Source organism: Prevotella sp. OH937_COT-195 (assembly GCF_003932845.1).
Classification (GTDB): domain Bacteria; phylum Bacteroidota; class Bacteroidia; order Bacteroidales; family Bacteroidaceae; genus Prevotella.
Genome location: NZ_RQZH01000004.1, coordinates 47,226 through 72,569, shown reverse-complemented (window position 1 = coordinate 72,569; position 25,344 = coordinate 47,226). Strand labels below are relative to the sequence as shown.

The window sequence follows — 25,344 nt, the reverse complement described above, 5'->3', positions numbered from 1 at the left end:
TTTATTATTGTAAGTTGCAACTCAGAATTGTTATTTCTTCATTGCCTCTATTCCCTTGTTCAAGAAATCCATATATCCGTTTATGTCCTCTTTATATACGAATGAGCCGGAGAGCGGTTTGCCCTCTGCATTAACCGTAACATAGAAAGGCTGTGCGAGGTATCCGAATTTGGTTTCTTCGAGATAACTCCATTTGTCGCCTACTGTGCGCAGAGTTTTCTTTGTCTTGTTTGGCATTACCACTTCGAGCGGTTCTTTCAGCGGTGTCTTGTCATCAACATATAGCGAGATTAGGATATAGTCTTTGTTCAAGCGGTCTGCCACCTGTGGGTCTGTCCATACGGCAGCCTCCATCTTTCGGCAGTTAACGCAACCGAAGCCGGTGAAATCGAGCATTACCGGTTTGCCTGTCTGTGCCGCCGCCGCCATTCCTTCGTCGTAGTCGAGATAGTGAGGTGTTACCACTTTGCTGTTAAGGTTGAAGTCCTGAGTGTTCATCGGCGGTGCGAATGCGCTGATGGCCTTGCAGGGTGCGCCCCAAAGTCCGGGTATCATATATACCGTGAATGCAAGCGACATCATTCCAATCATTATCGCTGCCACCGGTTTTGGTTTTGTGTCTCCTCCCTCCATGTCGCTCCGGAAGTGCAGGAAGCCGCACAAATACAGTCCGAGCATTCCGAAAATCACAATCCACAGACTGATGAATACCTCGCGATCCATCAGATGCCAACCGTATGCAAGGTCGGCAACGGAGAAGAATTTCAGAGCGAATGCCAATTCGATGAAACCCAGTGTCACTTTAATTGTGTTCATCCACGAGCCGCTCTTGGGTGCTTGTTTGAGCCATGCGGGGAAGAGAGCGAATAGCGTGAACGGCAGTGCGAGTGCCACGGCAAAGCCTAACATTCCTATTGCCGGTGCGAGTATTTTGCCTGATGTTGAGAAATCTACGAGCAAGAATCCGATGATGGGACCCGTGCAAGAGAACGACACGATTGACAGAGTGAATGCCATGAGGAATATTCCGAGCAGTCCGCCTGTCTTGCCTGCTTTAGAGTCCACCTTGTTACTCCATGACGACGGCAACGTAAGTTCGAACCAACCGAAGAAGGAGAGTGCGAACACCACGAGCAACAGGCAGAAGAAAATGTTGACGTATGCGTTTGTGGCAAGGTCGTTAAGTCGTTGCGCGCCATAGATTGCCGTCACGGCAAGTCCCAACGTGAGATAAATCACGATTATGGAAAGTCCGTATGTGACAGCATCGCCGATTGCCTTGCTCTTGTTGTCTTTTGCTCTTTTCAGGAAGAAACTCACGGTCATCGGTATGATTGGCCACACGCAGGGGGTAAGAAGTGCGATGAGACCGCCGAGAAGTCCCATGAGGAAAATCTTCCATAGCGACGATGTATTTTCCGAAGAACCGTTTAGTGTGTTGAGTTCGTCTATCACCGGTTTCCACAAATCGCTGGAAATCTGTTCCTTGGTGATTGATGTGCTCGCAACGCTCGCTGTTGCTGTTTTTGCCGTGTCTGCCGTAGCAATGTCTTGCGCATTGTCTGTCACGGCGGCATCTGCATCAGCCTGCTCGTCTTCCTTTGCTTGTTTGTCATCGGTTTTTGCCACTTCTCCTTCATGGCTGAAATCCACGGATGTTGGCGGCAGACACATCTCGCTGCTGCATGCCCCGTATTCGAGTCTGCCGCTGACACGGAACTTGCCTCCCGTTGCCTTGAAACGCTGTACGAAAGTTACGCTGTTCTCAAAGAACCTCACTTTCATTCCGAACATCTCGTCGTATTCGTTATGTTCGTTTCCTATTGCTTTAAGTTTCCCCTCTGCTTTTGCTCCTTCTACTTTATCAACTATAATTTTTGCCGATGTAGGTCCTCCTGCCGGCAGTCCGATGCCATATACATGCCAGCCTTTGTCTATTGAGGCAGTGAAAATGACATCGAATGTGTTTTCGTTGATTTGTTTCTTACTCGTTTTGAAGCGTACCGGCTTGCCCGTCGGCTGTGCAGATACCGTGCTCGCGAATATTGTCACGAGCATGAATAGTAATAAAGGTTTTAGTCTTGACATAATAGTTTTTATTATATTTAATGTTTTGTTTTTATTTTACTTCAAACTACTTGTTTCCCTCTTTATCATCTATTATTTTCGGGCCTCTTATCTTTTCGCCCTTTTTCAGTCCGCTGCGAATTTCTATGTTCACGCCGTCGCTTAGTCCCGTCGTCACTTTGCGCCGTTCGTATGATTTGTTCTTTCCTTCGCCTTTTATCACATATATATATGTGTCTGTACCTTCGAACTCTATTGCACTCTCCGGTATTCCCAACACTCCTTTTGCATTTTGCAGCACAATCTCTGCGTTTGCGCTATATCCCGAGCGCAGTTTGCTTCCTGTCGGTACGTTTACCGCCGCCTTGATCTCGAACTGATTTGCTCCGTTTGTCTCGGTTGCCTTTGGCGATATGTATTCAAGGTTTGCCGTAAGATTAAGGTCTTGGAGTGCGCCGATTGTTATTTTCATCATCATTCCCTCGCGCAGGCGTCCCACTTCGGTCTCGTCTATGTTTCCCCGGAAAATCAAGTTGTTCATGTCGGCAACGCAGGCAATCGTCGTTCCGTCGTTGAAAGCGTTGCTTAGTATTACCGAGTTTCCCACTTTTACCGGTATGTCGAGAATTATTCCGCTGATGGTGGAGCGTATAAGTGTGCTGCTTGCCTTGGCATTTGCAGACGAGACTCCGTCTCTTACCACTTGCAAGGCATCATTGGCAGCCTTTTTCTCTTCGCGTGCTTGTTTCAGAGTTTGGTGTATTTTGTCGTATTCGTCGGCGCTTACAAGTCCCTTGTCGAACAATGTTTTTTCGCGCTCGTAATCCACTTGTGCCTGTTTCAGATTTATGTCAGCAAGACTTACGCGGCTCTGTGCCGAACTAAGTTGTGACATATCGGGTATTACTTTCACTTTGGCTATTATCTCGCCGGCAGTTACTGTTTGTCCCGCTTCTTTGTATATCTCGGTTATTATTCCGCTTATTTGAGGTTTCACATTTATTTCGTTGCGCGGTTCTATCTTACCGGTAATAACCGTTGTTTTGCTGATGTTTGTCACTTTCGGTTCAATTTCCTTGAAAGCATCTTCTTTGGGAAGCGATTTCATGTAAAGAAACACAAACGTCCCGAAGAATACCAGTGCAGCAAGTGCTGCCAATATGAATTTATAATATCGTTTCATAAGTATTATGATTTACTTTTTCTTTTCAATATCTGTCCGTCAATTAATGTCTGTCGCCCCGTCCGGCAACGACAAGATAAACTTTCAAAGCCGGACATGGACATAACTTTCATGTATTATCCGTCATCTCTCATGGCATCTACCGGTTTTATTTTCATGGCTCTCAATGCCGGTGCAAGTCCCGCCGCCATTCCGAGTATGCTTAACAGTGCAAGCGCGGCAACTGCCGACCAGAAACCGATTTGGAATTTCGCAACGAGTATTCCGTCAGTGGTATTGGCAAGTTCCAGCAATTCGAGGATTAACACCGAGAACAGAATACCCGTCATTCCCGCCACAGTTGTCAGCAGCATGCTCTCTGTCATAATCTGCGAGAGAATGTTCGTCGGTGTCGCTCCTATCGCTCTTCGTATACCTATCTCCGTTGTTCGTTCCTTCACCGTAACCATCATAATGTTGCTTACGCCGATTATGCCGGCGAGAAGTGTACCTATGCCGACGAGCATTATCATAAAGTTTACTCCGGAAAACAAGTTGTCCATCATGCCGAACATCACTTCCGAGTTGAATATGCTTATGCCTTTATCATCGTTAGGGTCAATGTGGTGCGGGCTTGCAATCACTGAGCGTATCTCGTCGGTAATGTCGCTCATGGCAACTCCGCGCCTTGCCGTCACCGCTATAATGTGTACGGTGTCTCCTTTGTTGTATGCCTGCTGCATCATTGGCAACGGAACAGACACCGATTGGTCTCCGCTCCCGTTAATGTTAATGTTGCTGCTTGAATAGTCAACGCCCACCACACTGTAGTAAATGTTGTCTATGCATATTCGTTTGCCGCACGGATCGCCTCCGCCTGCAAACATTTCTTTATATACTTTCTTGCCTATTACGCACACTTTTCGGCTTTTCTTGATGTCCATTTCGTTGATATACCGTCCGTAGCGCATTTTCGGTTGCTCCACATTTTGATAGCCGGCGAGCAGTCCTTTCATTGTAATGATGCTCCTTTTGTCACCGTTTGTTGCCGTTCGTCCCCATTCCGAAATCATCGGTTGCACCTCTTCCAGTCCGGATACCTGCTCCCTCAGTCTTATCACATCGTTATAGTTCATGCTCCACGAACGACCTTTGCGCAGTCCGTTGTACGGCTTTGTTGTTCTCTGTGCCCATATCATTGCCGAGTTGGTGGCGAAACCATCGAAGTTGTTCGACAGTATTTCGCGCAGTCCGTTGCCCCCGCCGAGCAGTGCCACGAGCATGAATATGCCCCAGAACACCCCGAAGCCCGTAAGCAGCGAGCGGCTCTTGTTTCTCGTTATCGTATCGAGAATTTCCCTATGCCGGTCAATGTCAAATAGCAGCACTTCTTAACTTTTAAACATTCAACTTCTTTTTATCGCCCGTTCCCCGTAGTTTTACTTTCAATCCTCATTGCTCCGTCCCGTTGCGACAATAGAAACTTTCAAGGCAAGGCATGTAAAGAACGTTAAATTCTCACTCTGCCCTCAGAGCCTCTATCGGTCTTATGTTTGCCGCTTTCCTTGCGGGGACAAGTCCTGCGATTGTTCCGGCAACGACCATTACCAATGTCGCTTCTATGCAAACATCTATTCCCACGGTGGGGTTTAGGAATATTGTAGCCTCGAATATGCCGGAGTTGACGGTTTGGTGTCCTATGGTTGCATCCATATATTCGTTTGCCGCCACTCCGAGCAGCATTCCCAAGTATCCGAAAAACATGGTTATTATCACGCTCTCCACAATTATCAGTTTCAGTATAGACCACGGTGTTGCCCCTATGGCTTTCCTTATTCCGAACTCGCGTGTGCGTTCCTTTACCGTTATCAGCATTATGTTAGACACTCCCACTATGCCGCTAAGCAGCGTGAACAGTCCTATTATCCACAGTGCCGTGTGTATTATGCCGATGCCTTTGTTCATCTGCATGCTCTGCGTGAAGCGATTCCATATCCATATTGCTCCCTCATCGTCCGGTGCGGCATGATGGTTGGCATTGATTCTTGCCGTATATTTCTTCTCGAATTCCTCGTTGGCTTCCTCTGTCGGCAGCCCGTGGAACGAAAAAACTATCACGTCTGTCTTGTCTCCTTTGTTATAAATGGTGCGGAATGTGGTAAAAGGCGTATAGATATTGGCATTATTCCCGCTCTTGTCAGATTTGTATATTCCGACCACCCGGAATGTCATTTTACCCACGTTGACATGCTCTCCCACAAAATCTTTCAAGTTTCCATTCCATAATTCTTTGGCATCGTCATCGCTCATAACGAGTACTTTGCGTCTCTCTTTCATGTCTATGTCGTTGACAAAACGCCCGCAGAGCATCTCTTTCTTGTCTATCAGCACCTCGTTTGGATACACTCCTTCAACAGATGTACTTATGTAATCTGCTCCGCGGCTAACAATGTTTCCCGATTGTTGTATGGAAGCCCCCACATTATCAATTATTTCATTGTATTCGTTGCTTGTGGTAGATATATCCTTGCTGTTCAACTGTATGGCTCGTCCTTCCTTCATGCCGTCGTAGGCTTTGGTTGTTGTTCCGCCTCCCACCATCATCGAGTTGCTGAAAAACCGCGACATCTGTTTCGTCTGTGCGTTTATCAGTCCGTTGCCGGCACCGAGCATGAATATAATCATGAATATTCCCCACGCCACCGAAAACCCGGTCAGTGCCGTGCGTAACTTGTTCCTCTTTGCCGTTGCCAATATTTCTGTAAAAATATCAAACATAGTTAATACTCAATCATCAGTCGAATGCGCATCGTTTTTCCATACTCCGGGAAGGAATCGTTTTCAAAGCGAAGCGGAGATGGGACTTTCGATAATCCCGTCTTTTATCCTTATGATCCTGTCGGTCTGCCCTGCGACGCCGGGGTCGTGAGTAACGATTACCATTGTCATGTTCTCCTTGCGGTTCAAGTCTTTGAGCAGTTGCATTACCTCCACGCTTGTTTTCGAGTCGAGTGCCCCCGTAGGTTCGTCGGCAAGGATAATCTGTGGCGTCGTAATCAATGCCCGTGCCGTTGCCACCCGTTGTTTCTGTCCTCCCGACAGTTCGTTGGGATAATGTCCGGCCCACGCTTTCAGTCCCAATCTGTCGAGATATTCCATTGCCATATTGTGACGTTTGCGCCGGCTCACGCCTTGATAGAACAGCGGCAGTTCGACGTTCTCCACCGCCGTCTTGAACGATATCAGGTTAAAAGATTGGAAAATAAAGCCTATCATTCTGTTGCGGTATTCCGCCGCTTTGCGTTCGCCAAGGTCTTTTATCAGCGTCCCTCCGAGTAAATATTCCCCCGAGTCGTAATTGTCGAGAATGCCGAGAATGTTGAGCAACGTCGACTTACCCGACCCCGATGCCCCCATGATGCTTACAAACTCGCCCCTGCCTATGTCAAGGTCTATGCCTTTCAGCACATGTAGCGGCTGTGCACCAAGGTATGTCTTGTTGATTCCGCTCAGATGTATAATACTTTCCATTTCTCTGTTTTTCGGGTAGCAAAGATAATTAAAAACGTTAACATGACAAAAAAAAAAACGTTTTTTATACTTTATTGCAATGCAGGGTGATTATTTGAAGCATTCGTGTATAATGCAAAACGGACGGTTTTGTTTTGTAAAACCGTCCGTTTTGGTTTTCAAATTCGCCTGTTTTGCGTTTCAAAACCGCCTGATTTGTTTTATTGTCAGATAAGACATGCCGGGCAGTTGTATATGTATTGCCCGGCATGTGATGTGTATTGCAGGTATATGCCTGTGTGTGCCTGAAAGTGCAATGCCTGCATGGTTGTGGTCATGTATCTCTTGTATGTGTTGAGAATGTCTGTCTGTTTACAATTCCTCGTATTCTTCCCACGGCGTGCCGTCGTTTTCTTTCGCACCGGCTTCTGCTCCCGGAGGGGCTATGGGTGTGTTTCCGGTTCCTTGTGAAATAGTTCCCAACAGTCCCTCACCATCTACATGGATAAACAATATTTCGGGTCTTTCGTATTTCTTCATCACAGTCTATTTTATTATAAATTTACTACCGTTCATTATATATACCCCTTTTGGCAGTCGCGACACATCGCCGTCTTTGCCCATCGGCACACCGCTTATGCCGTATATTATGCCGTTTTGCTCCGTATGTATTGTATGATGACTGATGCCCGTTGTGCATTCAAACTCTATATCCTTTGCCGGTGCCGTACCCGTGGGGCATGAGAAATAGCAGCGGAACGCCCCCACGTTAACTCCCTCTTTGTTGTTTGCCATTGCAAACGTTCCGTCGGTTGCAAGATATATGTAATAACTGTTGGCGTTGTCAGAGACAACGTTCTTTCGTTCCATTGTTCCCATGAACGTAAAGTTGCTTATCTGCTCGGGTATCGGCATTCCGGAGAGTATAAATTTGTTGTTGAACATCTGCAAACTCTTGCCTGTGTTGTTTGCGATGAAAATGTAAGGCTTGAATGCTTCTATTGACGTTGCTTCCCTGAATATTAGCACATCTCCCTTTTTCTCTGCCATATAGTATGCCTTTCCGTCCAACTGCAATATCTCTTCCACATCGATGCTGAAGGGCAGACAGATGGTGCTGTGGCGATCGGCGGTAAATTCGCGGTCGAAGAGCAGGGTGGTGTTTATTCCCGTACCTTTCGTTTCGGAGATTGTGTAGTATCCGCCGTTTAGCATGTCGTATTCCAAACTCTTTGTGTTTGTATTCGGTTGTCCGTCGTTAAACAAAATTTTGTCAGGCAGGTCGGACTGACTCTTGTCGTATGTCCATTTCCAAATCTTGTTGCCGTTGGCTGCCTTGCCGATATATTGGCATGGTTGTCCCGGCCAATCGTTGCCGGTATATTTTACATCGGGGCGTTCGGTGTTCCATGCCCAGCACGATACATTGTTCCAAGCCACCGGCGACTCGAAGAAAGTTGTGAGTTGGTCGTCGCCGAATGTCAGAGGATTGAGTTCGCCGCTTATTGCTTTGCCGGCGTTCGCCGCCGTCTCGTCGATTGCATTGTTGTTGTTGTATCTGTAAAATACGTCGTTCGTTATATTCTCAATGTTTCCTGTCTGCGTGGCATTGTCTCCCTTGCTGATAATGAAGTTGAGTTTGTCGGTCTTGAATGTCATGTAGTAGTATGGCGTATCTCCCACGATTTTCTTGTGTCCGAGTTGTGTTCCCGGCCATTCGCCTGCCAATTTTTCTCCTCCTTGTCCCCATACATACATGTATAGAGGGTCTTGGTCGGCTTTTACATATACGGTAATGTCTTTTTGTGCCTCGGTCTCTATATAGTATGCATAGTTCGGGTTTTCGTTGTTCCCAACAGACACTTGTGTGTATCCGTTGGTGTCAACTCCCTGCGGGTAGCCGCTGACAACCATTATTTTCTTGTTTTCTCCCTGCACGATTGTCACATAACCGCCGTCTTTATAATATCCTGCCACTATTCTGCTCTGGTTTGTTATGCCAGCCTCTTTGCGTGCGGCAATCATCTTTTGCAGTTCGGTCTTGTAGTCTTTCCAATGTTGTAGGAATATGCACGGCGTTCCGGGCATTGCGAGAATGAATGCGTTTGCTGCCAATATGTTGTTTTTCAATGGTATCGATGCCTCTCTGTAAGTATCGTGATTGTCAACGAATGTCACGGCGTAACGGCTCATGTAGGGGTCGCCGGCAATTCCCTTGTTTGAGAGTGCGCCCCAATTACCGTTCCCAAAGGCATTGTTTATGACGTCTTTCAGCGGGAAATCGAATGCTGCCGATGTGTATCCCGTCCCCTTTATCCAATTGGTGACGTTTGTGTAGTTGCCATCCCAGTATTCTCCCACGGAGTAAGTTGGTTTGGCTTCGTTGTTGTAAATTTGTATGTAGCCTGCACCATAACCTTTTACCATGTCGTACCTGAAACCGGCGAACCCGAGTTCGTCTGTCAGGAAATCTACGTATGTATTTATGTTTTGTCTTACCGTGGTGTTTGTATGGTCTAGGTCGCGGTATCCGTCGAAATCGTCTCCGGTGTCATCGTTTCCGGTAAGTTTACCTTTTACCGGTGAATTGTCGTTGCGGTTTGCCTCGTCGGTGCGACATATACCCGAGAAGTTGGTGTTGTCCCATGTTATTGAATATGTTTTTCCTGTCTTGCTGCCCGTCACATTCTCATCGGGGAAATCTGCCCAACTGTTGAGTCCGTTCTTGTGGTTTATCACCACGTCGGCGATAATTCCCGTTCCCTTGTCGTGGAAAGTCGAAATCATGGTTCTTAGTTCTGCTTCCGTACCGAAACATGAATTGTTGTCGAGCCAGAAACACGGGTCGTAGCCCATACTTTTACTCTCGGGGTTGTGGTAGAAAGAAGAAGTCTTGCCCGCGTTCGGTATCCAGATGAGTGAGAAACTGCCTGAAAGTTCTTCCGAACGGCTTGTAAGCGTAGCCCATTTTGTGTCGTCGTATGAGTCCCAGTAGAACCCTTGCAACATCACGCCTTTGTAGTTTGAAGGCCATCCTTCGGCCTGTGCAAATACCGGTATGCACAGACTCCATAGAAATAGAATTTGAATTAAGCGTCTCATAAATATGGTTTGATAAAAAATAAGCATTGTATCAAGGCTCTCTCGCGGTTCATGCCGTTTTGTGAAACCTTTTTGCAAAGATATTACTTAGAAACCATATATTTCACGGTAAGGCATATAATAACCCACTTGTTGCAGCGTAATCGTTTGTACTGCGACAAGTGGGTTGTTATATGTTGTTGACTTACAGTTCGTCGAGAATTACTTCCTCGTTGTTTTCGTTGCTGCCGTTGTTGTCATTGTTGTTGTTGGGAGGCAGTATGGGATATCCGTTCTCGTCGTACTCCGTCTCGCCTTCATCGTATGATGTGCTGTCGTTCGTCTCCTGCCTTGCAGGACTCCATCCGCCGCAGTAGTACATGTCTTGGGTAATGCCGAGCGATGCCGGGGAGGGGAAATGTGCCCTGTAACGCTTGAAAGCCGGGTCTGCGAGAACTTTCTCAAAGAACATTCCGCAGATGGGCAGTGCCGTACGCGAGCCTTGTCCCAATGCTCCGGTGCGGAAGTGTATGCTCCGGTATTCGCCGCCTACCCATGCCCCGACTACAAGTCGAGGCGAAACGCCCATGAACCAAGCATCGGAGTGGTTGTTTGACGTGCCGGTTTTGCCACCGAAATCGGTGTCGGTAAACGGACTTACATATTGCCACAGCGACATCGACGTGCCTCCCGGTTCGCGCATTCCACTCATTAGCAGTTGCTGCACGAGACCTGCGGTTTTCTTTGATACGGCTTCTTCACCGTCGGACGGTGCTATGTAAACTTCTTCGCCGTTGCGGTCGACTATGCGCGTGACGAGTACCGGCTCTATATGTATGCCGTTGTTGGCTATGGTGGAATATGCGTTTGCCATTTCGAGGAGGTTTACATCGTTCGCCCCGAGAGCCAGAGAGGGTTGGTTGTCGAGCGGACTCTTTATACCCATGCGTTCTGCCGTGGCTATGATGTTTTTTATTCCCATCTCTTGTCCGAGACGAACGGCGATGGTGTTGATGCTCCTCGCAAATGCCGATTTCAGCGGAATGCTGTCTCCCGTGAAACGTCCGTCGGAGTTGTGCGGCGTCCAAATGGTTGTCTCGCGTTTCTTCTTGTCGTACACTTCCATCTTTATATACTCGTCGCGACGCTTGTCGCAGGGTGTCAGTCCTTGGTTCATTGCCTCGGTATATACGAAGAGTTTGAACGTGGATCCGGGTTGCCGCATGGCTTCCACCTTATCATATTTCCATGAATTGAAATCGATGTCGCCCACCCATGCCTTGACATGACCCGTCTGTGGTTCCATGGCAACGAAGCCGCAGTGCATGAAACTAACCATGTATCTTATGGAGTCCATCGTTGACATTTCTTTCTCGATGTGCCCTTTCTCGTAGTCGAAGAGTGTAACCTTGTGCGGTTTGTTGAGATAATGGTCGATTGAGTCTGGCGAGTTGGGGAATTTTTGTCGCAGACTCTCATACACCGGAAGTTTCATGGCGATTTTTTCGATGAAGCCCGGTATTACCTGTTGGTTCTCATCGCGCCACGGTTCGGCTCCCTGCCAATGGTTGTTGAAATTGCGTTGCACCTGTCTCATCTGTTTGAGTGCCGCGTTTTCGGCGTATTTCTGCATACGCGTGTCTATTGTGGTGTATATTTTCAGTCCGCTCGCGTACAAGTCGTAGCCGTTGTATTCGCACCAGTTTTTGAGATGTTTCGCCACAGCCTCACGGAAATAAGTGGCTTGTCCGTCGTAGGGATTATCCACTTTTACGTCGAGGCTTATAGGCAGTTTTGATAAGGAATCATTCTGTTCTTTCGTAATGTCACCGTTCCTCATCATGTTGTCGAGCACCACATTTCTTCTCGCAATACTGTTTTTCGGATTCGATATGGGGTTATATGTTGTTGTTGCTTTCAACATTCCCACGAGTGTCGCAGCCTGTTCCGTTTTCATCTTCTGCGGTGTGGTGTTGAAATATGTCTTGCATGCCGTCTTTATTCCGAAAGAGTTAGCCCCGAAGTCAACGGTGTTGGCATACATGGTAAGTATCTCTTCTTTGCTGTAAAGGCATTCGAGTTTTACGGCAATGATCCATTCTTTGCTTTTCATTATCAGTATTCGTATGCCGGGAATTTTGCCGAGAAGACCTGTGCTGTACTGAGTACGCACACGAAACATGTTCTTTGCCAACTGCTGTGTTATGGTGGAGGCACCGCGGGCGTCGCCTCCGAACACCATGTCTTTTATCACTGCGATTAGTCCTATGGGGTCAATGCCGAAGTGTTTGTGGAAACGTTCGTCTTCGGTATCAATCAATGCGCGCCAGAATGCGGGGTTAACGTCGGAATACTTTACCGGTGTGCGGTTTTCGTTGTAGTATCTTCCGATGAGAATACCGTCGGCACTATATATTTCGGAGGCATCGCTCGTGATGGGGTTACTAATCTGTGCAAAGCCGGGTGACTTGCCGAACAGCCACAAGAAATTAATATCTACTGCACCGAGATACAAAATGAAAGCGACTATCAGCGTAGTTATTGCAGCCGATGTCTTGACATACCACGGGCGGTTGATATATAGATTCTTATACCATTTATTTATGGCGGATAACCTTTCCCCGCACCATGATAATGTTTTTGATATTTTCTTAGAAAGTGATTTGTTTGCCATTTTATATTTCTTCAATAAAATATGATACTGCAAAAATACGAAAAAAAGTGTATCATTAGACCATACTTTCTATATAATTTATGATTTCTTCAACATTGTTTGGCAAGAACCATCTTATATCTTCATCGCGCTTGAACCATGTAAGTTGCTTGCGGCAATACCTGCGGGTATTCCCCTTGATGCGTTCTATTGCTTCATCGAGTTGCCAGACGCCGTCGAAGAAGTTGAATATTTCTTTGAATCCCACCGTGTTCAGCGCGTTCTCGTTTCTGAAAGGGAGCATGCGTCTCGCCTCGTCCATAAGTCCGTCGGCAATCATTTGGTTTACACGGCGGTTTATTCGGTCGTAAAGTTCCTCGCGCGGACGGTTCAGTCCTATCTTTATTATATTGAACGGGCGTTCTTTCTTTTCGTTCTTTCTGAACGAAGTGTATGTTTTTCCGGTCTGCCGGCATATTTCCAAAGCATGTATTACGCGTCGCGGGTTCTTTTTGTCCACCGTTTCGTAGTGTTCGGGGTCAATCTGTCGCAGTTCCTCCACGAGCGGTTCGAGTCCCTCTTCGGCGTATCTTCGCTTCATCTCTGCCCTAATGTCGTCTCGTATGGTGGGAATATCGTCTATTCCATTGCATACGGCATCGATATACATCATGCTTCCTCCGGTAAGCAGTGCAAGTCGTTTGTCTGTCAGTTGCCGGTTGATCTCCGTCAGTGCGTCTTGTTCGTATGACGATGCACTGTAGTAGTCGCATATACCGTGAGTCCCGACAAAGAAATGCTTCACCCTTGCCTGCTGTTCGATGGTGGGTGCTGCTGTGCCGATTGGTATCTCACGGAATATCTGCCGCGAGTCTGCATTGATGATGGGGATATGAAAATGCTCGGCCACACCGAGGCATAGTTCTGTTTTTCCTACGCCCGTGGGACCGAGTATCACTATCAGGAAGCCCTCTTTCCTTTTACCATGATGTGGGTATGCAGTGTAATTCATATTTCATTTCTCGCAAAAGCAACCGTCTTGTCATAGTGGCCGGTGGGGCGGGGGAGTGCTTTATCTTATCATACCCCTTTTCGAACTCTCCACAAAGTCTATGATATACTTTATCTCCGGAGACATTTGCAGGTTTTTCTTTATCTCCTCTATGCCTTCCGAAATCAATCCCTTAGAATACAGCAGGCGGTATGCCGTGTGTATCATGTCAATCTGTTCGTTGCTGTATCCTCGTCTACGCAGGCCTATGAGGTTTATTCCGGCGTATCTTATAGGTTCTTTCCCCGCAATGATGTATGGCGGAATGTCCTGCGAAGAGCGGCTGCCCCCTTGTATCATTACATATCCGCCGATGTGGCAAAACTGGTGTATTAGCACCTCGGCAGAAATTATGGCAAAGTCGTCAACCGTTACCTCGCCTGCAAATTTTGTGGAGTTGCCTATGATACAGTTAGAACCAATGATGCAATCGTGTGCAATGTGCATGTTCTCCATAAGCAGGTTGTTGTTGCCTACGATTGTTTTCCCCTTGCTTGCCGTACCTCTTGATATGGTGACATTCTCGCGTATGGAGTTGCCGTCGCCTATTTCGCAGATGGAATCTTCGCCTTGAAACTTCAGATCCTGCGGCTTGGTGGAAAGGCTTGCACCGGGAAATATCTCGTTGCCCGAGCCGATGCGTGCCCCGTAGTTTATTGTGACGCTGTTCTGCATGACATTGTTGTCGCCAATGACGGTGTTGCGGTCGATGTAGCAAAACGGACCTATGATGTTGTCTTTGCCGAGAATTGCCTCGGGATGGACGAATGCTAACGGGCTTATCTGGTTTGCCATGAATATTTGCTTGCCCCCCTATAATCCGGTTTGCGGAAAGACCTATAAGGGACTTGGGTCTTGCTATGGTTGTAAATGCCGCTTGCTAAGTGGCTTTATGTAAAACCGTTTATCACTTGTTCTTCACTATCTGTGCCGTAAATGAAGCCTCGCTCACCACTTGGTCGCCTACGAACATGTAACCCTTCATCGAGGATATGCCGTGGCGTACCGGTGCCAACAGGTCAACTTTGAAGAGAAGCGTGTCGCCGGGAACTACTTTCTGCCGGAACTTCACTTCGTTTATCTTCAGGAAATAAGTACTCCATTTCTCCGGTTCTTCTACGGTGTTAAGCACGAGTAGTCCGCCGCATTGTGCCATTGCCTCAATTTGCAGCACGCCGGGCATGACCGGTTCTTGTGGGAAATGCCCTTGGAAGAACGGTTCGTTGCTTGTGATGTTCTTCAAACCTACGATGCTCGTCGGACCGAGTGATATGACTTTGTCAACGAGTTGCATGGGATAGCGGTGCGGCAGCAGTTCGCGTATGCGGTTCACATCCATTATCGCAGGTTCGTTAGGGTTGTAGAACGGAGCCTGTATCTCGTGTTTGCGGATTTCTTTACGCATCATGCGGGCAAACTTGTTGTTGATGGTGTGTCCCGGTCGGGTGGCAATGATACGCCCTTTCAACGGTTTCCCTATCAATGCCATGTCGCCAATGATGTCAAGTAGTTTGTGGCGCGTGCATTCGTTTTCCCAAACGAGCGGCTTGTTCTGTATATATCCGATTTTGTTTGCGTCCATTTGTGCCACTCCGAGCAAGTTGGCAAGTTTGTCGAGACGCTCCTGCGTTGTCTTGTGTTCGTATATTACAATCGCGTTGTCGAGGTCGCCTCCCTTTATGAGATTGGCATTCAGCAGTGGTTCTATGTCGCGTACGAACACGAAAGTGCGTGCGGCAGCCACCTCTTTGGTGTAATCCTCCATTCTGTCGAGCGATGCAAACTGACTGTTTATCATTTTTGAGTCGAACGAACACATTGCCGTTATCGAGAACTCCTCATCGGGGAGGATTGTTATCACCGAGCCGCTTTTCTCGTCTTTCACCTCATGTTTGTGGCGTATGACGTAAAAATCTTTCGGGGCGTTTTGCTCTTCGATGCCTATCTCTTTGATTTTATTCACATACATTATTGCAGAGCCGTCGAGTATGGGGAACTCCGGACCATTAACCTGCATCAGACAGTTGTCTATTCCCATGGCATAGAGTGCCGACATTGCATGCTCGATGGTTGAAACTCTTACATCTCCTTTGCCGATGACGGTTCCACGGGTTGTCTCCACAACGTTTTCTGCAACGGCATCTATTACGGGCTGATTCTCGATGTCTATGCGTTGTATCTTATATCCTGTGTTTTCCGCAGCCGGATTGAATGTCACGGTAAGGCTCAACCCTGTGTGAAGACCTTTCCCATAGAGTGCAAAACTGCCTTTTAGAGTTGTTTGCTTTAACATATCGTAAATTCTTTTATTTCGTTTGATGGTTATTCTTGTTTCACGTTGACTGTGTTTTTCATTTCTTCCAGTTCGCGTTTCATTTGGTTCAATTCCTGATATATCTGCGGAAGTTTCTTATATACTGCGAATGCACGGAAAAATTCTTTGGGGTCGGTTGCGGGGCTTCCGATGAGAGTTTCTCCATTGCCTTTGGTGTTGTTTATCACTCCGCATTGTGCCCCGACGAATGTCTTGTCTGCCACGGTGATGTGTCCTGAGCAACCGGCTTGTCCTCCGAACATGCACCATTTGCCAACTTTTGTGCTTCCTGCCAATCCTGCCTGTGCCGACATTACCGTGTTCTCGCCCACCTCTACGTTGTGTGCAATCTGCACGAGATTGTCCAGTTTTACTCCTTTGCGTATAACAGTACTTCCCATTGTCGAGCGGTCGATACATGTGTTGGCGCCGATTTCCACGTCGTCTTCAATGGTCACTATTCCGATTTGCGGTATTTTGTCGTATCCGTCGGCGTTTGGTGCAAATCCGAAGCCGTCCGATCCTATCACGCTTCCGGCATGTATGGTTATGCGGTCGCCCAAACGACAGTCGTTGTAGATGGTTACGTTGGGATAGATTATGCACTTGCTGCCAATCTTCGTGCCTTTGCATACAACGGTGTTGGGGTAAATCTGTGTCTCATCGCCGATTTCCACCCCGTCCTCAATAACGGCAAACGGCCCCACGTAGCAGCCTTTGCCAATCTTTGCGCTGTCGGCAATGCTGGCTTTCGGGTCTATACCCGTGCGTCCGGACTGCATTTGCTGGTATAGTTGCAGTAGTTTTGCAACGCACTCATAGGCATTGTTTACTCTTATCAGGGTTGCTTTTACCGGCTTTTCCAGTATCAGGTCGTTGTTGACAAGCACGATGCTCGATTCGGTATCGTATAAAAAATGGGTGTATTTGGGGTTTGACAAGAACGAGATTGCGCCTTTTTTTCCTTCTTCTATTTTGGCAAAGGAGTTTATCTTGACATTCTCGTCGCCCTCTATTTTTCCCTGAATAAATTCAGCAATTTGCTTCGCTGTAAATTCCATGCTTTATTATAGTATGTACATAAATATTTGCAAAGGTAATCGTTTTTCCTTAAAAACGTTGATAACACAAGTAATATTTACGAATTTTTTTGGAAAGAAGTTCCACATTCAGTATTTCTGATGATTCTGATATGTCTTTTACCGTTCCGTCTTTGTATAATATCGCAATTCGGTCTTCGTTAACATCATACATGTCTTTCTGTATGGCATTCAGGCTTACAAGATAAGAAGTATCTTTTATTTCTATACCGTATGCCTTGGCAATTTGTTTGCGCAGCGACTCCATACGCTCTTCGCTTGCCGGCTCGTTGCTCACTTCTACCTTGAATATATTGCGGTTTAGCATGTCTGTGGCAAGCAACGATAGGATTTTGTCATCGCTGTAAGTCCACACTTTTATGGCACTCCAAATATCATTGTCGTCAAGCAGTATGTAGTTGCAAAGTGCTTCGGGCGAGTTTCTGAACATTTCGCCGTCGATGTCGTTCGTCAGAAAATATTTCAGACACGGCGGGGCGAACACCTCTTTGCCGTTCATGGCGAGATGTTTTGCACGCAACAGCGTGTTTACGAGCACTTTCTCGCACGCCACGGCGGTTTTGTGCAGATACACCTGCCAGTACATAAGTCTGCGCGAGGTGAGATAATTTTCTAACGAGTATATGCCTTTCGAATCTACCACGAGTTGGTCATCAACCACGTTTAGCATTTTGATGATGCGTGCCGAGCCGATGCTCCCCTCGTTCACACCGGTGAAGAAACTGTCGCGGCGGAGGTAATCGAGACGATCCATGTCGAGTTGAGAACTTATCAACTGGTGTAAGAAATGCTTCGGATGGTCATCTTTGAAGATTTTCAGTGTAAGGTTAAGTTCCCCGTTCATTTCTTCGTTCATCCGTTCCATCATCATTATTGATATTTCCTCGTGCGATATACCGGAAATCAGAGCATTTTCGAGGACGTGCGAGAACGGTCCGTGTCCTATGTCGTGCATCAATATTGCCGCCCCGATGGCTTCCGCTTCCGAGTCGGAAATTGATATTCCCTTTTGTTTGAGGCTCGTAACAGCCTCGCTCATAAGGTGGAAGGCTCCGATGGAGTGTTGAAAACGGGTGTGCTGTGCGGCAGGATATACGGCGTTGGTAAGCCCCAACTGTCTTATCCTCGTGAGCCTCTGCATCAGCGGATGTTGCACTATGGAGAGGATTATGCCGCGAGGTATCTTTATGAACCCGAACACCGGATCGTTTATTATCTTCGAATCATTCATGATGCAAAGATATGTAATAATATCTCAAATGCCAAATATTCAGACTTCTGTATCTCTTTAACATGCAAAAAGATGTCCTCCCGACAATCAAAACCGCCGAGATTGTTTTGCAATCTCGGCGGTTTTGGTCGGTAATTTCGGCGGTTTTGGTTTGCAAAACCGCCTGTTTTCCGTGTAATTAGTTGTCACTTTAAAAGCCCACTTCACCGAAAAGTTAGATTGGAATAACTTTTCGGTGAAGTGGGCTTTTAAGGAACAGCTATATATTTATTTATTCAATATATAATTAGTACCTGATTATGGACACTCCCTATGCCATGAATGAAAATATGTTTCGAAAAATGTTGTTTGTTAAAGTTTAAGCAGTTCTGCCTCCATCTGTTTCTGCAACTCGCGTGCATTGCGTGCCGCGGCTTCGGCAAAATCCTTGTCGGAAGAGGCATATATTATGCCGCGCGATGAGTTGACAAGCAGTCCGCAGTCGGCAGTCATTCCGAAACGGCATACTTCTTCGAGCGAGCCACCTTGTGCACCGATGCCCGGCACGAGCAGAAAACTGTTTGGTGCAATGCGTCTTACGTTTTCGAACATTCTGCCCTGTGTTGCTCCTACTACGAACATCATGTTGTTTTCATTACCCCATTCTTGTGTTTTGCGAAGCACTTTCTCGAAAAGTTTTTCTCTGTTTCCGCCCTCCGTAAGTTGGAAATCGAAACTACCCTTGTTGCTCGTCAGTGCAAGCACAATCACCCATTTGTCTTCGTAGCCGAGAAATGGCGTTATGCTGTCTTCTCCCATGTATGGTGCCACGGTCAGTGCGTCTATGTCGTATTCCTCAAAGAATGTTCGTGCGTACATCGCGCTCGTGTTGCCAATGTCTCCGCGTTTGGCATCTGCTATAATGAAATGGTCGGGATAATCCTTTTTAAGGTATTCCACGGTTTTTTCGAAAGCAATCATTCCCTTTATTCCCGAAGCCTCGTAGAAAGCGAGGTTGGGCTTGTATGCCACACAATATGGTGCGGTGGCATCGATTATGGCCTTGTTGAAAGCAAAGACCGGATCTTCCTCTTCCATCAAGTGCTGCGGTATCTTCTTGGTATCGGTGTCGAGTCCGACGCACAAAAACGATTTTTTAGTAAAAATCTGTTCTGTAAGTTCTTTTCTTGTCATTTTCTTTGGGAGTATGTATTGTGTGTGTACTGTCGTTTAAAGTTCTGCCTCCTTCATTCTTTCGGCATTCTCTGCGACCATAAGTGCATCTATCATGTCTTGTATGTTTCCACCGAGAAAGCCTTGCAAATCGTGTGTGGTAAATCCGATGCGGTGGTCGGTAACACGTCCTTGCGGGAAGTTGTAGGTGCGTATCTTTGCACTTCGGTCTCCGCTTGACACGAGACTTTTTCGCCGGCTTGCTATGTCATCGACATATTTCTGGTGTTCTTTGTCGTATATGAAAGTGTAGAGACGCGAAAGGGCGCGTTCTTTGTTCTTGGGCTGATCGCGCGTTTCGGTACATTCTATTAGGATTTCCTCTGTCTCGCCGGTTTTCGGATTCTTCCACATATAGCGCAGTCGCACTCCGGATTCCACTTTGTTCACGTTCTGTCCGCCTGCTCCCGAACTCCTGAACGTGTCCCATTTTATCTCGCCCTCGTTGATGTTTACCTCGAACTTGTCGGCTTCCGGCAGCACTGCTACCGTGGCAGCCGATGTCTGCATGCGTCCGTTAGACTCGGTTACGGGCACTCTTTGCACGCGATGTACTCCCGACTCGTATTTCAGTGTGCCATATACATCTGCACCCGATACGGCAAAGTCTATTTCCTTGTATCCTCCCACGGCACCCTCGTTGAAGTCGGTTACGGAGAGTTGCCACCCTTTCGAGTCGCTGAAACGCTTGTACATCATAAAGAGGTCGCCGGCAAAGAGACATGCCTCGTCGCCTCCTGTGCCTGCACGTATTTCCATCTGTACGTTCTTCGCGTCTTCCGGGTCTTTCGGTATAAGTGCGATTTTTATCTCTTCTTCTAATTTCGGCTGCAATTCCTCGTTCATCATGAGTTCCTCGCGTGCCATTTCTTTCATCTCCGGGTCGTTCTCATTTGCAAGAATATCCTTTGCTTCCTTTATGCCTTCGAGACATGCGATGTATCTTTTGCGTGCGTCCATGATGTCTCCGAGATCCTTGTATTCTTTCGTAAGTTTCACGAATCGTTGCCTGTCGGCAATCACTGCCGGGTCTGTAATAAGCGTGGTAACTTCCTCGTAGCGTGCCTCGAGGCCGTCGAGTTTCTGCAATATGTTGTTGTTTTCTGTCATTGTCGTTATGGTAGTGTGGTGAATATTCTTAACTAATGGTGGTGGTTTACGTTGGCATCAATAGTCGAACTCACCGAATTCGCTCTTTATCGTGAGACTCTTTCTGCCTTCCTCAATGTGTCCGATGACTTGTGCGTCTATGTTGAAACTATTTGCCACTTTGATTATTCGGTCTGCATCTGTCGGTTTGACGTATATCTCCATGCGGTGCCCCATGTTGAACACCTTGTACATCTCTTGCCAATCGGTGCCGCTCTGTTCTTTTATAAGGCGGAAAAGCGGTGGTACGGGGAACATGTTGTCTTTCACAACTCGGCAGTTGTCGCCCACAAAGTGCAGCACTTTTGTTTGCGCTCCTCCGGTGCAATGTACCATTCCGTGTATTTCATGGCGCATCTCGTCGAGTGTCTTTTTTATTACCGGGGCGTATGTCCTTGTGGGTGAAAGTACGAGTTCGCCTGCGGTAACGTTCTCCGTTACATTTTCGGAGTTAGGTTTCTTGTATTCAACGGTTACTTGTGTGTCGAGACGGCAGCCTCCGCTATATACCAATTCTTCCGGAACGAGATGTTCGTAACTCTCCGGATATCTCTCTGCAAGGTACTTGGAGAATACATCGTGGCGTGCCGATGTCAATCCGTTGCTGCCCATTCCGCCGTTGTAGCATTTCTCGTATGAAGCCTGCCCCGTTGACGACAGTCCTACTATTACATCGCCGGGGCGTATGTTTGCATTGTCTATCACGTCGCTCCGTTTCATTCGGCATGTCACGGTGGAGTCAACTATTATTGTGCGCACGAGGTCGCCCACGTCTGCCGTTTCTCCTCCGGTTGGATAAATGCCTATTCCTTTTTCACGAAGTTCGGCGAGCAACTCGTCGGTTCCGTTTATTATTGCCGATATGACATCTCCCGGCACGAGCATCTTGTTGCGTCCGATAGTGCTTGAAACGAGTATGTTGTCCACGGCACCTATGCAAAGTAGGTCGTCCGTGTTCATTACTATTGCATCTTGTGCAATGCCTTTCCATACAGACAAGTCGCCGGTTTCTTTCCAATACATGTATGCAAGGCTCGATTTTGTGCCTGCTCCGTCGGCGTGCATGATGTTGCAATACTCCGGGTCTCCTCCGAGTATGTCCGGTATTATCTTGCAAAATGCGAGTGGAAAAATTCCCTTGTCTATGTTTTTAATAGCGTTGTGTACGTCTTCTTTGGCCGCACTTACCCCGCGCATCATATATCTTTCCGATTTGTCCATTTCTGTTTGTTGCATGAATTATTACTGAAAGTCTATCTGTTTGTTCCGCCATTCCAAAACTCCCACGATGCGAATGCTTGCAGAAGAAGCATTTCGAGTCCGTTTTTGACCGTGGCACTATGCTCCGCGCCTTTCTCCATGAACAATGTGGAGTCAGGGTTATAAAGCAGGTCGTATAATATGGTGTGTTCGTCCATTGCCTCGTATGGCAGGTCGGGACACTCGTATGTGTGCGGATACATTCCGCGAGGGGTACAATTAACGATAACGTTGTATTCCTTTATCGTCTCCGGACTTACCATGTCATAACGTATTGTGCCGGGACGGTTGAAACGACTTACGAACAAGGTTTCAAGTCCAAGCGAGCGAAGTCCGTAGTCTATGGCTTTGGATGACCCGCCAGTGCCGAGTATCAGTGCTTTTTTATGAAAACTCTCAAGCATGGGCTCGATGCTCTTGGTAAACCCGATGACATCGCTGTTGAAACCTTTAAGTATGGTTCTGTTTCCCTTGTGTTCAACTCTTATCACGTTTACAGCCCCGATGACTTTTGCCTCGGGACTGATGCTGTCAAGAAGAGGAATGACTTTCTCTTTGTAGGGTATCGTAACGTTGAGTCCTTTAAGTTCTGGATTTCTTGCCAACACTTCCGCCAAGTCATCAATGGAAGGTATCTCAAAGTTGATGTACCGTGCATTGATTTTCTCGTTCTCGAATTTTTCGTTGAAGTAACTCTTTGATAAAGAGTGCCCCAAGGGATAGCCTATCAAACCATATTTGTCCATTTGTGCATAATGTTTTATATGTGAATACTAACTGTATATGGTGAAACCGTCGGTTCATTTGGTAGCCAGATATAGCGTGCATGCTCCGAACGTGAGTCTTTTGAACTCCGTCTTTTCGAATCCTGCTTTTCTTAATATATCCATCATTCTCTCTCCTTGCGGGAAAGCCTCTATCGTTGCAGTGAGATATTTGTATGCACTACAATCTTTTGAAATTATTTTGCCGTATATTGGTAATATCGTGTGACTGTATATCCAGAACAGTTGTTTCATCGGGAAAACTACGGGTTGCGACAATTCCACGATGCTCAAATGTCCTCCTTTCTTCAATACGCGGCACATTTCGGCCAGTCCTTTGTCGAGGTCTTGGAAGTTCCTTATCCCGAAAGCAGCCGTTACGGCATCGAATGTTTCATCGGCGAAAGTGAGGTTGAGGCAGTCTTCTTTTTTGAATGAGATGATATTTCCGAGTGAGACTTTCTCCACTTTCCTGCTCCCTATCTCCATCATTCCTTCCGATATGTCCGCCCCGATCAGTGTTTCGGGTTTGAGCATCTTTGCCGAGAGTATGGCAAAGTCTCCGGTTCCTGTTGCAATGTCGAGTATGTGTTTCGGTTTGAATGGCGCGAGTTGCTTTATCGCTTTGCGCCTCCAGAGCTTGTCGATGTCGAGTGACAGACGGTGGTTCAACGTGTCGTATGTCGGGGCGATGTTGTCGAACATCTCCTCCACCTGCTTCGTTTTCTCTGTGCCTTTTTTGTAAGGCTTTATCGTTTCCTGTCTGTACACTGCGTTACTGTTTGCGCGATGCGAGATATTCTCTTACATTTTTCTCTATGCGTGCCGCTATGTCCTTTTCTTCGTAAGTACTGCATTTGCATGAGCATTGTGTTCCCGTGCGGTTGAACTTCTCTCCGGTAATATGTTCGTAAAGTTCGATGTATCGTTCGCTCACGCTATCGGCAAATTCGTCGGTTATTTCCGGCATGACTTGTCCGGGTTCGTTCATAAAGTCGTGTTCGATGAGCCACTGTCTCACAAACTCTTTCGATAATTGTCGTTGCGGTTCGCCTTTGGCAAGTTTTTCCTCGTATCCTTCTGCATAGAAATAGCGGCTTGAGTCCGGTGTGTGAATTTCGTCTATCAGATACACTTTGCCGTCCCGTTTGCCGAACTCGTATTTCGTGTCGACGAGAATAAGTCCTTGTTTTGCGGCTATTTCCTGTCCGCGTGCAAAAATCTTGCGGGTATAATCTTCCATTATCTCATAGTCTTCCCTTGACACAAGTCCCTGAGCGATAATCTCTTCTTTGGATATGTTCATGTCATGTCCTTCGTCGGCTTTGGTCGTTGGGGTTATTATCGGTTCGGGGAAACGTTCGTTCTCGCGCATTCCTTCCGGCAGTTTTACCCCGCATAGTTCGCGGCATCCGTTCTTGTACTCGCGCCATGCCGAGCCTGTGAGTATTGAACGCATTATCATTTCCACGCGGAACCCTTCGCATTTCAGTCCCACTGTTACCATAGGATCCGGCGTTGCGAGTTTCCAATTAGGACAGATGTCTGTCGTGGTGTCAAGGAATTTTGCCGCAATACGGTTCAATACCTCTCCTTTGAACGGTATTCCTTTTGGCAGAACCACGTCGAATGCCGAAATTCTGTCAGTTGCAATCATTACAAGCAAGTCATCGTTGATGTTATATACATCGCGTACTTTGCCGTGATAAACGTTTTTCTGTCCTTCGAAATGGAAATCGGTGCTTGTTAATGCTTTCATCTTCTTGTTTATGATTTACGATTTACAAATTAACTTTTTTCGTGGGTATGTGGAATGTTTTCTTTTTCTTTCGATTTCTTGTCCTTGTCGTATGCCTCGTATGCGTTTACTATCCTCGTAACGAGTTTATGGCGAACGATGTCTTTCTTGTTCAGTTCCACGAATGATATTCCTTCCACTCCCTTTAGTATTCTCATTGCTTCGCGCAGTCCGCTGCGTGTGTCGTTCGGCAGGTCTATCTGTGTCATGTCGCCGGTTACAATCATCTTCGTGTTCCACCCCATGCGTGTCAGGAACATTCTCAACTGTGCCGATGTGGTGTTCTGTGCCTCGTCGAGTATTACCACGGCATCGCTAAGTGTTCTTCCGCGCATGAATGCGAGCGGAGCTATCTGTATTATGTGTTTGTCCATCATGTCCTGCAGTTTTACTGCGGGTATCATGTCTTCGAGTGCATCATACAACGGTTGCAGATACGGGTCGATTTTGTCTTTCATGTCTCCGGGCAGGAAGCCGAGTTTCTCGCCTGCCTCCACTGCCGGTCTTGACAGTATAATCTTTTTTGCCTGCTTTTCTTTCATCGCTCTTACGGCGAGTGCTATGCTAAGGTATGTCTTTCCCGTTCCTGCCGGACCTACTGCGAAAATCATGTCGTCGTTCTCGAAAGCATCTATGAGTTTCTGTTGATTTTCACTTCGTGCCTTTATCGGCCGTCCCGATATGCTGTATGCCACCACTCCTTTTACCGATTCGTCCTTTGTTTTTCTTCCGTTTGCGATGTCAAGAATATCTTCCTCGCTTATAGAGTTGTAATGCAACACGTGCTTTCGCATTGTCTCTATGGCTTTCTCGGCGTTATCCATCTGTTCTTCATCGCCCAGCATGCGTAAAACGTTGTCTCGTGCAGTTATACGCAGTTTCGGGAAGAGTGCCTTTATCATCTGCAGATGATTGTTGCCGACACCGTAAAACATCACCGGATCTATATCTTCGAGTACTATATGCTTCTCTGTCACGTTGGATTTTTAATT

General features: G+C 46.9%; 20 protein-coding genes. All 20 read right to left on the bottom strand.

Translation table 11 applies throughout. From position 1 onward, the window contains the following. Positions 1 to 30 precede the first annotated feature (30 nt). Positions 31 to 2,088: a protein-disulfide reductase DsbD family protein gene (locus tag EII32_RS03115; RefSeq protein ID WP_233582296.1), complete on the bottom strand. Its 2,058-nt coding sequence runs from the start codon at positions 2,086 to 2,088 to the stop codon at positions 31 to 33. Positions 2,089 to 2,134: 46 nt separating this feature from the next. Next, complete coding sequence (locus tag EII32_RS03110) at positions 2,135 to 3,250, bottom strand: efflux RND transporter periplasmic adaptor subunit (RefSeq protein ID WP_125233998.1); 1,116 nt, start codon at positions 3,248 to 3,250, stop codon at positions 2,135 to 2,137. Between the two features lie 116 nt (positions 3,251 to 3,366). Continuing rightward, the gene (locus tag EII32_RS03105) at positions 3,367 to 4,614 is read right to left on the bottom strand and encodes an ABC transporter permease (RefSeq protein WP_125234042.1); all 1,248 of its coding nucleotides are present in this window, start codon (positions 4,612 to 4,614) and stop codon (positions 3,367 to 3,369) included. 133 nt (positions 4,615 to 4,747) lie between these two features. Beyond that, complete coding sequence (locus tag EII32_RS03100; protein WP_125233997.1) at positions 4,748 to 6,007, bottom strand: ABC transporter permease; 1,260 nt, start codon at positions 6,005 to 6,007, stop codon at positions 4,748 to 4,750. 63 nt (positions 6,008 to 6,070) lie between these two features. Further along, positions 6,071 to 6,751, bottom strand: coding sequence for an ABC transporter ATP-binding protein (locus EII32_RS03095; RefSeq protein ID WP_125234041.1), 681 nt, complete (start codon positions 6,749 to 6,751; stop codon positions 6,071 to 6,073). A 360-nt stretch (positions 6,752 to 7,111) separates the two neighbouring features. Then, complete coding sequence (locus EII32_RS12045; protein WP_158611114.1) at positions 7,112 to 7,279, bottom strand: hypothetical protein; 168 nt, start codon at positions 7,277 to 7,279, stop codon at positions 7,112 to 7,114. A 6-nt stretch (positions 7,280 to 7,285) separates the two neighbouring features. Then, entirely contained in the window at positions 7,286 to 9,841 is a 2,556-nt protein-coding gene (locus EII32_RS03085) for an alpha-amylase family glycosyl hydrolase (protein ID WP_125233995.1), read from the bottom strand. 184 nt (positions 9,842 to 10,025) lie between these two features. Then, positions 10,026 to 12,494, bottom strand: coding sequence for a transglycosylase domain-containing protein (locus tag EII32_RS03080; RefSeq protein WP_125233994.1), 2,469 nt, complete (start codon positions 12,492 to 12,494; stop codon positions 10,026 to 10,028). Between the two features lie 55 nt (positions 12,495 to 12,549). Then, positions 12,550 to 13,485, bottom strand: a complete 936-nt coding sequence (gene miaA / locus EII32_RS03075; RefSeq protein ID WP_125233993.1) for a tRNA (adenosine(37)-N6)-dimethylallyltransferase MiaA — start codon at positions 13,483 to 13,485, stop codon at positions 12,550 to 12,552. A 60-nt stretch (positions 13,486 to 13,545) separates the two neighbouring features. After that, the gene (gene lpxA / locus EII32_RS03070) at positions 13,546 to 14,319 is read right to left on the bottom strand and encodes an acyl-ACP--UDP-N-acetylglucosamine O-acyltransferase (RefSeq protein WP_125233992.1); all 774 of its coding nucleotides are present in this window, start codon (positions 14,317 to 14,319) and stop codon (positions 13,546 to 13,548) included. Positions 14,320 to 14,431: 112 nt separating this feature from the next. Continuing rightward, positions 14,432 to 15,817, bottom strand: coding sequence for a bifunctional UDP-3-O-[3-hydroxymyristoyl] N-acetylglucosamine deacetylase/3-hydroxyacyl-ACP dehydratase (locus EII32_RS03065; protein ID WP_125233991.1), 1,386 nt, complete (start codon positions 15,815 to 15,817; stop codon positions 14,432 to 14,434). Between the two features lie 29 nt (positions 15,818 to 15,846). Beyond that, the gene (lpxD, locus tag EII32_RS03060; RefSeq protein WP_125233990.1) at positions 15,847 to 16,899 is read right to left on the bottom strand and encodes a UDP-3-O-(3-hydroxymyristoyl)glucosamine N-acyltransferase; all 1,053 of its coding nucleotides are present in this window, start codon (positions 16,897 to 16,899) and stop codon (positions 15,847 to 15,849) included. A 49-nt stretch (positions 16,900 to 16,948) separates the two neighbouring features. Continuing rightward, on the bottom strand, positions 16,949 to 18,169 hold the full coding sequence (locus EII32_RS03055) for an HD domain-containing protein (protein ID WP_125233989.1): 1,221 nt from the start codon (positions 18,167 to 18,169) through the stop codon (positions 16,949 to 16,951). 351 nt (positions 18,170 to 18,520) lie between these two features. Continuing rightward, the gene (gene pyrF, locus EII32_RS03050) at positions 18,521 to 19,342 is read right to left on the bottom strand and encodes an orotidine-5'-phosphate decarboxylase (RefSeq protein WP_125233988.1); all 822 of its coding nucleotides are present in this window, start codon (positions 19,340 to 19,342) and stop codon (positions 18,521 to 18,523) included. A gap of 36 nt (positions 19,343 to 19,378) precedes the next feature. Next, a complete protein-coding gene (gene prfA / locus EII32_RS03045) occupies positions 19,379 to 20,491 on the bottom strand; it encodes a peptide chain release factor 1 (protein WP_125233987.1) in 1,113 nt (370 codons plus the stop codon). A gap of 57 nt (positions 20,492 to 20,548) precedes the next feature. Beyond that, entirely contained in the window at positions 20,549 to 21,751 is a 1,203-nt protein-coding gene (locus tag EII32_RS03040) for an AIR synthase-related protein (protein ID WP_125233986.1), read from the bottom strand. A 32-nt stretch (positions 21,752 to 21,783) separates the two neighbouring features. After that, the gene (locus tag EII32_RS03035; RefSeq protein WP_125233985.1) at positions 21,784 to 22,536 is read right to left on the bottom strand and encodes a shikimate dehydrogenase family protein; all 753 of its coding nucleotides are present in this window, start codon (positions 22,534 to 22,536) and stop codon (positions 21,784 to 21,786) included. Positions 22,537 to 22,590: 54 nt separating this feature from the next. Continuing rightward, a complete protein-coding gene (gene ubiE / locus EII32_RS03030) occupies positions 22,591 to 23,325 on the bottom strand; it encodes a bifunctional demethylmenaquinone methyltransferase/2-methoxy-6-polyprenyl-1,4-benzoquinol methylase UbiE (protein ID WP_125233984.1) in 735 nt (244 codons plus the stop codon). 4 nt (positions 23,326 to 23,329) lie between these two features. Continuing rightward, on the bottom strand, positions 23,330 to 24,313 hold the full coding sequence (locus EII32_RS03025) for a phosphoribosylaminoimidazolesuccinocarboxamide synthase (protein WP_125233983.1): 984 nt from the start codon (positions 24,311 to 24,313) through the stop codon (positions 23,330 to 23,332). A gap of 29 nt (positions 24,314 to 24,342) precedes the next feature. Continuing rightward, the gene (locus EII32_RS03020) at positions 24,343 to 25,329 is read right to left on the bottom strand and encodes a PhoH family protein (protein ID WP_125233982.1); all 987 of its coding nucleotides are present in this window, start codon (positions 25,327 to 25,329) and stop codon (positions 24,343 to 24,345) included. Positions 25,330 to 25,344: the final 15 nt, after the last annotated feature.

What these genes read in the sequence shown, in the direction of transcription:
- EII32_RS03115 (WP_233582296.1), bottom strand. Translation starts at nt 2,088, where the DNA reads ATGTCAAGACTAAAACCTTTATTACTATTCATGCTCGTGACAATATTC.
- EII32_RS03110 (WP_125233998.1), bottom strand. Translation starts at nt 3,250, where the DNA reads ATGAAACGATATTATAAATTCATATTGGCAGCACTTGCTGCACTGGTA.
- EII32_RS03100 (WP_125233997.1), bottom strand. Translation starts at nt 6,007, where the DNA reads ATGTTTGATATTTTTACAGAAATATTGGCAACGGCAAAGAGGAACAAG.
- EII32_RS12045 (WP_158611114.1), bottom strand. Translation starts at nt 7,279, where the DNA reads ATGAAGAAATACGAAAGACCCGAAATATTGTTTATCCATGTAGATGGT.
- EII32_RS03085 (WP_125233995.1), bottom strand. Translation starts at nt 9,841, where the DNA reads ATGAGACGCTTAATTCAAATTCTATTTCTATGGAGTCTGTGCATACCG.
- EII32_RS03080 (WP_125233994.1), bottom strand. Translation starts at nt 12,494, where the DNA reads ATGGCAAACAAATCACTTTCTAAGAAAATATCAAAAACATTATCATGG.
- miaA (WP_125233993.1), bottom strand. Translation starts at nt 13,485, where the DNA reads ATGAATTACACTGCATACCCACATCATGGTAAAAGGAAAGAGGGCTTC.
- lpxA (WP_125233992.1), bottom strand. Translation starts at nt 14,319, where the DNA reads ATGGCAAACCAGATAAGCCCGTTAGCATTCGTCCATCCCGAGGCAATT.
- EII32_RS03065 (WP_125233991.1), bottom strand. Translation starts at nt 15,817, where the DNA reads ATGTTAAAGCAAACAACTCTAAAAGGCAGTTTTGCACTCTATGGGAAA.
- lpxD (WP_125233990.1), bottom strand. Translation starts at nt 16,899, where the DNA reads ATGGAATTTACAGCGAAGCAAATTGCTGAATTTATTCAGGGAAAAATA.
- EII32_RS03055 (WP_125233989.1), bottom strand. Translation starts at nt 18,169, where the DNA reads ATGAATGATTCGAAGATAATAAACGATCCGGTGTTCGGGTTCATAAAG.
- pyrF (WP_125233988.1), bottom strand. Translation starts at nt 19,342, where the DNA reads ATGACAAGAAAAGAACTTACAGAACAGATTTTTACTAAAAAATCGTTT.
- prfA (WP_125233987.1), bottom strand. Translation starts at nt 20,491, where the DNA reads ATGACAGAAAACAACAACATATTGCAGAAACTCGACGGCCTCGAGGCA.
- EII32_RS03040 (WP_125233986.1), bottom strand. Translation starts at nt 21,751, where the DNA reads ATGGACAAATCGGAAAGATATATGATGCGCGGGGTAAGTGCGGCCAAA.
- EII32_RS03035 (WP_125233985.1), bottom strand. Translation starts at nt 22,536, where the DNA reads ATGGACAAATATGGTTTGATAGGCTATCCCTTGGGGCACTCTTTATCA.
- EII32_RS03025 (WP_125233983.1), bottom strand. Translation starts at nt 24,313, where the DNA reads ATGAAAGCATTAACAAGCACCGATTTCCATTTCGAAGGACAGAAAAAC.